The sequence below is a fragment of the Pseudomonas sp. SDO5591_S426 genome (genome assembly GCF_054070755.1).
In genome coordinates this window covers 1-405 of the sequence record NZ_JBSVXD010000424.1, presented here as the reverse complement: position 1 = coordinate 405, position 405 = coordinate 1, and the positions used below count along the sequence as shown (strand labels likewise).

At 55.8% G+C, this 405-nt stretch carries 2 protein-coding genes; both read left to right on the top strand.

The window, feature by feature from the left end:
• The coding region (locus ACW9JC_RS30420; protein WP_457459692.1) for a hypothetical protein at positions 1-141 on the top strand (141 nt) is incomplete at its 5' end.
• Between the two features lie 15 nt (positions 142-156).
• On the top strand, positions 157-354 hold the full coding sequence (locus ACW9JC_RS30415) for a YbdD/YjiX family protein (RefSeq protein WP_007895266.1): 198 nt from the start codon (positions 157-159) through the stop codon (positions 352-354).
• Positions 355-405 lie beyond the last annotated feature (51 nt).

Genomic DNA, 405 nt, shown 5'->3' with positions numbered 1-405 from the left:
ACCAACGCAACGCTGACTGCTTTGTTCCTGTTCGTGGTGTTCAGCATCCTGTTCTATGCACTCAAGGTCGGCATTGCCTCCTGGGGTAAAAAAGAACGTACGGATAAAGAATCGCCATTCCAGGCACTGCCGGATGCGTAACCTGAGGAATGCAGCATGTTCAATGACCTGAGTCGCCTCGGTAAATACCTCGGTCAGGCCGCGCGCCTGATGGTCGGCATGCCCGACTACGACAACTACGTCGAGCATATGCAAACCAAACACCCGGACAAACCGGTGATGAGCTACGAGATGTTCTTCCGCGAACGTCAGGAAGCCCGTTACGGTGGCAAGGGTGGGCCGAAGTGCTGTTGATGCACGCAGGCTAGACGACACACCACTGTAGGAGCACGGCTTGCCGGCGAT